We start from the raw sequence: 8,051 nt of genomic DNA, 5'->3' as shown, positions 1-8,051 counted from the left end.
GGTCCCTGCAGAAAGTCCCGTCGTGACAGGGGACCTGCACACGATCTTCGAGCCGGCCTCTGTTACGGCCATTGTCCTGGTGGCCGGGGTTCTCATGGGCGCCCTGGCGTTGTTGTGGATTCTGGCACAGATTCCACGAAGGAATCCCGCCGACAGGTACCGGCTGCATCAGAACCCAGCCTCTGGAACCACGCTATGTGATGCCTCGGTGCTGGGCGCCGCGGTGGAAAACCAGATCAATACCCTGCCCGGGGTCGTGGGTTCCTCGGCGCTGCTGCGCGGCACCGCCAGGGAACCGGATCTCACGATGAAAGTCACGGTTAACAACCGCGCCGACATCCAGGACGTCCTCCACAGCATCAACACCAGGGTCATCCCGGACCTCTCCACGGCCTTGGAGACACCGCTGCGGCGGACAGGAATCCAGCTCGAGGTCAGCGGCCGCAATGCCGTTTCCGGCACCACCGTGGAGACCACCGGAACCGTCATCTACTAACAAGTCACGTCGAAGAACACGACCTTTGTGTCGGATATTTCACTTTTCCACAAGCCACCCCTACTGCAACGCCGCACCCCGCAACACGGGCTGTGCCTGACACCGGGCTCGGGCCTGTTCTCCCCAAACCCCGTGGCTCAGAACTTGTCGGCCAGCGCCCGGTTCACGGCGGGGATGTCCAGGAAGGCAGGGTCAAAAGGCTCATCCGATCCGGTTATTTCAACCACCCAATTGGAGTGTTCAGCGTGGTCAGGATGCGACGGGTCCGCCAAGGCGTCCATGATCTGCTCGTATCCGGGGAATCCTCCCGAATCTTCCAGCGGTCCGCGGCGGGCACCGTCAATCAGGCGTGCCAATGGAGTGGACGGCTCCGCAGGCCGGCGGGAAACCAGCTCGAGCCGGTGCAGCCAGCTGTCGCCAAAGTCGTATTCGTAGAACGCTGCGCCCGCACCCAGCGCGAGCAGTTGATCCAGGGAGCAATCCTCCTCGGGCCTGTCTTGCGGTTCTTCGCACTCCTGCCCGGGAAGCCATTGCAGGACTTCGGGAACTTCGCCGTTGACGGGCCGCAGGGGTGCGAAGGGGTCATCGGTTGTGAACTTGTGCAGGTGCGCGTCTTCCCAGCCAAAGGCTGCCTGCAGGACCAGGTGTACCTGGTCAAGAGCCATGGAGCCCCGGACTTCCAGCTGACGCCAAATTTTAGGCTCGCTGTCGATCAGCTCCACGTGAACCTCCAGGATCGATTCCGGTCCACTGCCTATCCTGGCTTCAAGTTTGTCCATGCAGGCCATTCTTTCAGGCCCCGGTGCCGTACTCGGAAGACGTCGTGACCTCTCCCCCCGCCATGGAGCGGTAGCTTGACGAAAGGTCCGTTATCGGTGTTTGAGATTCGACGGGGGAGATGTCCTCCGAGCACTGAAACCCCCTGCCCAGTCCTCCCCGCGGCCCCGGGCCGGCCTGGACCGACGCCACGGATTCGCCATGGGGGCGCGACGGGTGCGATACGAGGAACGACATCCTTGGACGCAATGTCAAACGAAGTTACCCTTAAACCCGGAACGGACAACTGCGATGGAACGCGAGGTTAAAAGGCATGGCGTTGAGCCGTGTCGCCCAGCGGCACTTGGCAAGGTTCTCCAGCACGAAGTCGTACTAGTTTCTGAGCTTGAGATCGCGTCCCGCGGAATCCCGTGATGTCCGGGTGCATTTGCAAGGACGGAGGCTGGACACATGCTGGAAATCGGGCCCTCTACGGCCGCGGCCGTAGAGGTTTCCTGTGCGAACAGCAACTATCGATTCCATGATGGTTCCGATGGGTGATGCAGTGCGTCGGGACGGGTTCCTGATTCTGGAAGAATCTGGCATTCTGCTTCCGGGTTTCCCGCGTAAGGGTCTTGATGCGGGTACCGGGATCCCAGGGATTATGTCGTGAGGACTGCACTTTGTTCGCCTTGCCACTCTATCGGTTGTGCATCACGGGAATCTGCCCCGGAAAGATGGTAGAAGTCTTAGCCTGCATAGGAGGCACGTGGCTCTGGAGACAGGACTGTACCGGCCATGAGGCCTGCACCGTGCAGGCCTGCGCGGGAGGTGGCTGTTGAGAGCGAGATCGGCGGCGCATCTCGCCAGCCAAGGCGAAGGCTCGTGGCGGCCCGCAATGGGTCCAGCAGTGCCGGCCCAGCCAACGAGAGACCGCCGCCGATGATGATTTCCTCAGGGTCAAAGATCGCAGTCAGGGCGCTGATTCCTTGTGCCAAGGCTTCGATGGCTTCTGACCAGACTGCCGCGGCGCTCCTGTCGTCGGCCAGCAGGGGTGGGATTTGTTCCGTTGTGATCGCCCGGGTGCCTCCCCTGGCTTTGTATCGGCGCAGGATGGCGGAGGCTGAGGCGTACGTCTCCAGACAGCCCCGTTGGCCGCAGGTGCACCGTTCACCGCCGGAGTTGACCATCATATGGCCGAATTCCCCTGCGGCTCCACCGGCTCCCTGCCAGGTCTGCCCAGCGAAGTGAAGGGCTGCGGAAATCCCTGTTCCGATAGGGATGTAGATGAAGTTCCTCAGGGCCGGCCGTTGTTCTGCTTCCGTATCGTGCCGCGGTCCGGGCGTCGTGATCAATGATGACGGGAAGACCAAATCGCTCGGCCACGAGATCCCGAAGGGGCAGATCGCGCCATTTCAGATTGGATGCGTAACTCACGACTCCGTCGTCTGGATTGACCAGCCCGGGCGCGCCGATGCCTATGGCCAGTAAATTCGCATTAAGCGCTCCAGCCGACTGGATCAGCGAATCGATCAGTCTCAGCAGAACTGAATAGGGGGTTTCTGAGCCCTTGAATGTTGCGGCAGATAGTTCGTCCAGCGACTGTCCGTCAACGGCGAACAGCGCGCCCTTCATGGTGGTGCCCCCAATGTCGATCGCTACTACTACGTTCTGGTTCTCGGCTGGGGTATCCATATCTCCTGGGCTTCTCGGTGGCAGTTTCCGCGGTCACTGTTTGGGCAGGACCTGTTCCGGGCTGTTTTCGGGCGCCGCTGAACGCAAACCCGCAGTTCGAGGGCGCGGTCTAGCCTTTGACGGCCCCGCTGACCATGCCCGTGATGAAATGCCGCTGGAAGATGAGGTACATCAGGATGATGGGCACGATGACAATGACAGTGCCTGCGGCCAGCAATGGGATGTTGGTTCCATATTGCTGGACGAACTTACCCAATCCGGAGGCGGCGGTGCGTTGGGCCGGATCCTGGAGCATGATCAGGGCCAGGAGGAATTGGTTCCAGGCCCACATGAAGTAGAGCAGGCCCAGCGTTGTCAGTGCGGGCCAGGACACCGGCAGAAGAATGCTGAGCATGGTCCTAGTTGTTGAAGCTCCGTCCATTTCGGCCGCCTCCGAGAGTTCCTCGGGAAGTTGTTCGAAATGCGACCTCATCCAAAGAGTGCCGAATGGCATGAAAGCTCCGATGAGCGGAAGGATGACGGCCAACTGGTTATCCAGCAGCCCTGCGCTCTTCATGCCGAAGAAGAGGGGGATGATGATGGCTTCGTGGGGAAGGGCCAGTCCGAGCAGGAGCAGACCCATCAGCCAACTCTTCCCCGGGAAGGGGGCCGTTGCGAAAGCGTAGCCGGCTAGGCTGGCACATAACAGCGCAATAGGGACGACAACACCCGCGATCAGGGCGCTGGAGCCCAGCAATGAACTGAATCCCGCGGTGCTCCATGCATTGGCATAATTCTCGAAATGGAGCCGGTCAGGCCACGCCAGGCTTACAGTCAACGATGCCGGGTCCTGAAGGGACGCGAGCACGATGGCGCCGAAAGGTATCAGCACCGATGCTGCCGCTATCGTCAGTACGACCCAAAGCAATAGCCGGCTTACGCGCCGTGACGTTTGCCGCCCAGCCATAGACTGTGATCGCGGTTTCGTGGCAATGTCGCTCATTTGGTTCTCCTAATCACGGCATTCACGCCGGCCACTATTCCCACGACTATCACGCTCAAGACGACAGAGAGTGCGCTGGCGGCACCGACGCGGTTGTCAGTAAATACCAGCTGGTAAACCTGGACCCCCGGCACCATCGTGGTGTAGCCGGGCCCGCCGCCTGTCATGACATAAACGACATCGAAACTAGCAAGCGCGGCAATGACTGTCACGGTGACGGCGACGCCGATTTCTCCGCGGACACCCGGGACGGTAATGTGCCAGAATTCGCGGACGGGATTGGCCCCGTCCAGCCGCGCCGCCTCGTAGAGGCTTGCATCAATTTTGCCGATTCCGGAGAGGAACAGCAGAAAGCACAAACCTGTCGTCACCCAAGTACCGACGAGGCCAACACTGGGGTAAGCCCAGGTGAAGTCACCCAGCCAGCCGGTCGCAAGATTTCCGGCTCCCACCGCGTGCAGGAGCTGGTTCAGCGGCCCGTCCGGGGAATAGACCCACTTGAAAATTACACCTACGGCAACGAGTGGAAGGATCTGCGGAAGGAACAGCACTGTCCGTACGATTCCCAGCCCTTTGCCTCGGGCGCCGGAGGTCAGCGCGGCAAGGACGAGGCCGAAAAACAGCGGCAGGACCGTGTAAAAGAGGATAAATCCGAAGGCGTTGACGATGGATGACCGCAAGGAGGCATCGGTGAAGACTTCCAGATAGTTGGCCATACCGACCCAGCTCGCGTCGCCTATGCCATCCCAGTCGAACAGGGAAATCCAGACGCTTTGCAGCCATGGCCCGACAACGAATGCCAGATAGAAGACCAGAGCGGGGGCGAGGCAGGTAACCGCTGTCAAGCGCTGACGTCGGCGGCGGAGGTTCGTTCGCCGGTTGGCGACCCCCAGCGAGGTGCGGAAGCTGGCGTCGGTGCTTGCCGGTCTCCTGGTGGAGGCTGCTGGCTCTGTAATCATGAAATATCCAATATCGTTGTCGGGCCGGCGGCAGTTTTAATGGTGCACCTTGGTCCAATTGTCCTGAATGGCCTTGATGAATTCATCAGTGGTGGACTGTCCCCCGAGGAGTCGCTGTGTTTCGGCGGTCAGCGCCTTGTCCATCGTGGCCGTGGCGTTGTTGTTGAAAGGCACGATGCCATCGGCATCTCGGAGCTCACCAAATGCCTTGAGCAGATCCACCTGGACAGTCCCGGGAGTGGCAGATACGACCGTCGTGTCTGCGGGAAGGAAGCCCTGCTCGAACTGCAGCTTCGCCGCTTCCGGGCTGTTCATGAAGTTTAGGAATGCCGCGGATGTGTCCTTGTTCTTGGACTTCGCGGAGATCGCGTAGCCGACCGAGCTGCCGATGGCCGTAGTGGACTTCCCCGGGAAGACCGCGAAACCGGCATCAGCATTGAGGGCGTCGGAGATCTTGGAAGCATCCCAGTTGCCGTCGACAAAGAACAGGCCTTCGCCGGCGCCAAATTTGGCGACCGCGCCCTGCAGATCTACACTGTTGGCAGCATCGGGAATGTATCCGAGCTTGGACCATTTCTGAAGTTTCTGGACGCCGAGTTTGTTCCCTTCGGTGTCAAAGGTCGATCCCTTGGTGCCGAATGCCCACTTTGCCGCATTCGTCGCCCCGTCGACAGATTGGCCAATGGACTGCACGATAAAGGCGGCGTGGCCCTGCGCGTTGCCGACCTGCAGCGGCAGGACGTCAGCGGCCTTGGCCTTGGCCATGTCCTCTTCGAAATCGGCCAGGGTCTTTGGCGCATCACCAATGCCAATCTTTGCCGCCAAGGCCTTGTTGTAGTACAGCCCAACTTCAGAGAAACCTGAGGGAACCGCGTAGAGCGGACCGGTTCCGAGAGTTTTGCCATCCTCGGCTACACGCCACTGGCTCAGCCCGGAAGAGGAATATACCTTCTCCCAGCCATAGGAGTTGCTGTAATCATCTAAGTCGAGAACCAGATTGTTCTTCACCGTGTTGCCCACAACGTTGATGAGGGCGATGTCCGGTGCCTTGTCGGAGTCGAGCTGGAGGTTTATGCCCTTGTTGTAGTCTTCGAAACTCGTGGCCGTAACGTTCACGGTCACATTGGGGTGCTGCTTGGTGAATGCCTCGGCTATCTTCTTGGTTGCAGCCCCCGACTCCGGAGTGGTGGCCAGTTCAATGGCAACATCCGAGGTAGGGATTTGGGTGGAAACGGAGTCCGGGGTCGTGGAGGACGCTGGAGAGGAGCTGCCCGGTGCGCACGCGCTCATGACCACAACTGCAGCGAAGCCCAGGGCCGGAAGCGTCAGGATTGACTTCTTCATAGTTCTCCTTCGAGTATTCTGGCTTTATGCAAGAACATTACATAAATGATGATCTTTGATAGGGGGCGTGTCAAGTGAGAGGCTGAACACAACTTTCCGCTGGTTATCAGTAGAATCGTGCGGTGACCTTTGAACTTCCATCCCCCAGCGACCCGGGCCTGCTGCGGACTTTGAACCGACGCCTCGTCCTGCGCGCCCTAGTTGAGTCCAATTCGTTGGAAACACTGGCCGTCATCGTCAGGAGAACGCGAGTGTCCCGCCCTACCGTGGAGGCAGCGCTATCTGAACTCATGGAACAGGGGTGGGTGGAGGAGCTAGCCCCGGGCATGTCCGGAACCGGTCGTCTGGGACGACCAGCCAGGCGGTTTCGATTCCGCAATGACTTTGGAATTCTGGTCGGGCTTGATGTGGGTGTCCACAAGATTGTCGTCAAAATCGCCGACGCCCGGGGCGCCGTCGTCCATGAACACCTCTCGCGTCTCGATACGGTATCCACGAAGAGTCTGGACCTGGACCGGATCATCGAGGAAGTCCGTCTGGCCGTCATCGGCTCGGGGCTTCGCGGGTCGCGCATCTGGTCACTAGGGTGCGGGTTCCCAGGTGTGGTGTCAGCTGACGGCGTTATTCAGCGCTCGGTAGTCGTGCCTGACATGGTAGGACTGGATCTTGCCAGGGAGCTCTCTCGGAGCCTTGAAACTGCCGCCTTGGTTGAAAACGATGCAAATCTGGCCACTCTGGCCGAGCACCGTGAAGGCGCATCCAGCCAAGCCGGGTCGGTGGTAGTGGTCACCACCGGCCGACGGATATCGTCGGGTCTGATTATCAACGGGTCCCTGCTTCGCGGTCGTCACGGGGCTGCAGGAGAAATAGGCGCCCTTCCCGTGCTTCAATGGGCCGATGCCCCCGGCAAGAAGGACATCACCGAGTACGGGCACGCCCTGGGCACCGGCATCTCAGCCCTTGTGCTGGCTGTCGACCCGGAGACCGTCGTCATTCAAGGAGAATTCCGCAATCAAGGCCCGGCCCTACTGGCGGCCGTCCGGGCGGAGCTGGACAAGTACTGCGTCTATGTTCCGTCAGTACAACTCTCCGCACTCGGCACCGGCGCAGTGGCCACGGGAGGTGTTCACCTTGCCCGCGAACACTTCCATACGCACATCTTGGGACTCTCAGGCCTCGACTGAGACGACTGTTCCCAGTCTGCGGGACTCCTCGGCGGCCCACACAACGCGGTGTGAATCGAAACTGGCCTGAGCGCTGCTGACCACGGTCAACCCGCCCTGATCCAGCACACCCGTTTTCCTGGCCGCAAGCCCGGCACGCACGGCGCCGAGGAATGCGGCGACTAATTCATCATCGGCGCCACCGTGCCCGTCGGCCGCGGACGCCCCCCCTTGCTGGGCGAGATCCAGCGTCCGTGAGGCCCCGGTCAGGAAGTCATCGATCACCAGAGATTGGCCGTCACCAGTGATCATGCCCTCAGTGCCCATGATCCTCGTCTTGCGGAAGTCCAGCGGCGTGAATGCCGAAACGGTAATCGAAGCTGTCGCCCCGTCGTCGAACTCAAGATTGACCACCTGATGGTCCGCGACGTCATTGTCCCCGTTGTACACGCATTGGCCGTAGGGGCCGTCCCGCAAGGCCTCCATAACGGCCGCTTCGTCGACTTCCGGAGTTAGCACCGCCAAGGGCCAACGCTCACCTACGGGATCACCGAGGAAGCGGCGATAAATTTTGGGCGCCGAATATGCGCAGCTGTCCACCAAGGGGCAGTCGAGGCAGCGACGGGCTGAATTCTCCGGCCTGTTCTCCGGTTTGA

7 protein-coding genes and 2 pseudogenes are annotated in these 8,051 nt (G+C 60.5%); 2 read left to right on the top strand and 7 right to left on the bottom strand.

From position 1 onward, the window contains the following. Positions 1–496: pseudogene (locus J7I92_RS23410) on the top strand (alkaline shock response membrane anchor protein AmaP); the annotation flags it as partial. 137 nt (positions 497–633) lie between these two features. Here J7I92_RS23410 and J7I92_RS23405 read toward each other — a convergent pair. The 6 genes from J7I92_RS23405 to J7I92_RS23380 form a co-directional block, all read right to left on the bottom strand. Then, positions 634–1,275: a plasmid pRiA4b ORF-3 family protein gene (locus tag J7I92_RS23405; RefSeq protein WP_251040379.1), complete on the bottom strand. Its 642-nt coding sequence runs from the start codon at positions 1,273–1,275 to the stop codon at positions 634–636. Positions 1,276–2,001: 726 nt separating this feature from the next. Beyond that, positions 2,002–2,517 (bottom strand): ROK family protein, encoded by a 516-nt coding sequence (locus J7I92_RS23400; RefSeq protein WP_311380476.1) that lies wholly within the window; start codon positions 2,515–2,517, stop codon positions 2,002–2,004. Further along, a complete protein-coding gene (locus J7I92_RS24135) occupies positions 2,423–2,947 on the bottom strand; it encodes an ROK family protein (protein WP_214844363.1) in 525 nt (174 codons plus the stop codon). Before J7I92_RS24135 ends, J7I92_RS23400 begins: the two co-directional genes overlap by 95 nt. A gap of 109 nt (positions 2,948–3,056) precedes the next feature. Next, entirely contained in the window at positions 3,057–3,893 is an 837-nt protein-coding gene (locus J7I92_RS24275) for a carbohydrate ABC transporter permease (RefSeq protein ID WP_285290155.1), read from the bottom strand. Positions 3,894–3,925: 32 nt separating this feature from the next. Then, complete coding sequence (locus tag J7I92_RS23385) at positions 3,926–4,888, bottom strand: carbohydrate ABC transporter permease (protein WP_214844350.1); 963 nt, start codon at positions 4,886–4,888, stop codon at positions 3,926–3,928. A 36-nt stretch (positions 4,889–4,924) separates the two neighbouring features. Next, positions 4,925–6,232 (bottom strand): ABC transporter substrate-binding protein, encoded by a 1,308-nt coding sequence (locus tag J7I92_RS23380; protein ID WP_214844348.1) that lies wholly within the window; start codon positions 6,230–6,232, stop codon positions 4,925–4,927. Between the two features lie 122 nt (positions 6,233–6,354). Here J7I92_RS23380 and J7I92_RS23375 point away from each other — a divergent pair, with 122 nt between their 5' ends. Next, entirely contained in the window at positions 6,355–7,416 is a 1,062-nt protein-coding gene (locus J7I92_RS23375) for an ROK family protein (RefSeq protein WP_396020451.1), read from the top strand. On the opposite strand, the pseudogene J7I92_RS23370 reads toward J7I92_RS23375, so the two are convergent. Further along, a pseudogene (locus tag J7I92_RS23370) lies at positions 7,402–8,051 on the bottom strand (gfo/Idh/MocA family oxidoreductase); the annotation flags it as partial. The gene J7I92_RS23375 and the pseudogene J7I92_RS23370 overlap by 15 nt on opposite strands.

Source organism: Arthrobacter sp. ISL-72 (genome assembly GCF_018613755.1).
Classification (GTDB): domain Bacteria; phylum Actinomycetota; class Actinomycetes; order Actinomycetales; family Micrococcaceae; genus Arthrobacter.
The sequence above is the reverse complement of the archived record's forward strand: the minus strand, read 5'-3'. Positions and strand labels throughout refer to the sequence as shown.

Coding starts and splice junctions, on each gene's coding strand:
- J7I92_RS23405 (WP_251040379.1), bottom strand. CDS start 1,275: ATGGACAAACTTGAAGCCAGGATAGGCAGTGGACCGGAATCGATCCTG.
- J7I92_RS24135 (WP_214844363.1), bottom strand. CDS start 2,947: ATGGATACCCCAGCCGAGAACCAGAACGTAGTAGTAGCGATCGACATT.
- J7I92_RS24275 (WP_285290155.1), bottom strand. CDS start 3,893: ATGGCTGGGCGGCAAACGTCACGGCGCGTAAGCCGGCTATTGCTTTGG.
- J7I92_RS23385 (WP_214844350.1), bottom strand. CDS start 4,888: ATGATTACAGAGCCAGCAGCCTCCACCAGGAGACCGGCAAGCACCGAC.
- J7I92_RS23380 (WP_214844348.1), bottom strand. CDS start 6,232: ATGAAGAAGTCAATCCTGACGCTTCCGGCCCTGGGCTTCGCTGCAGTT.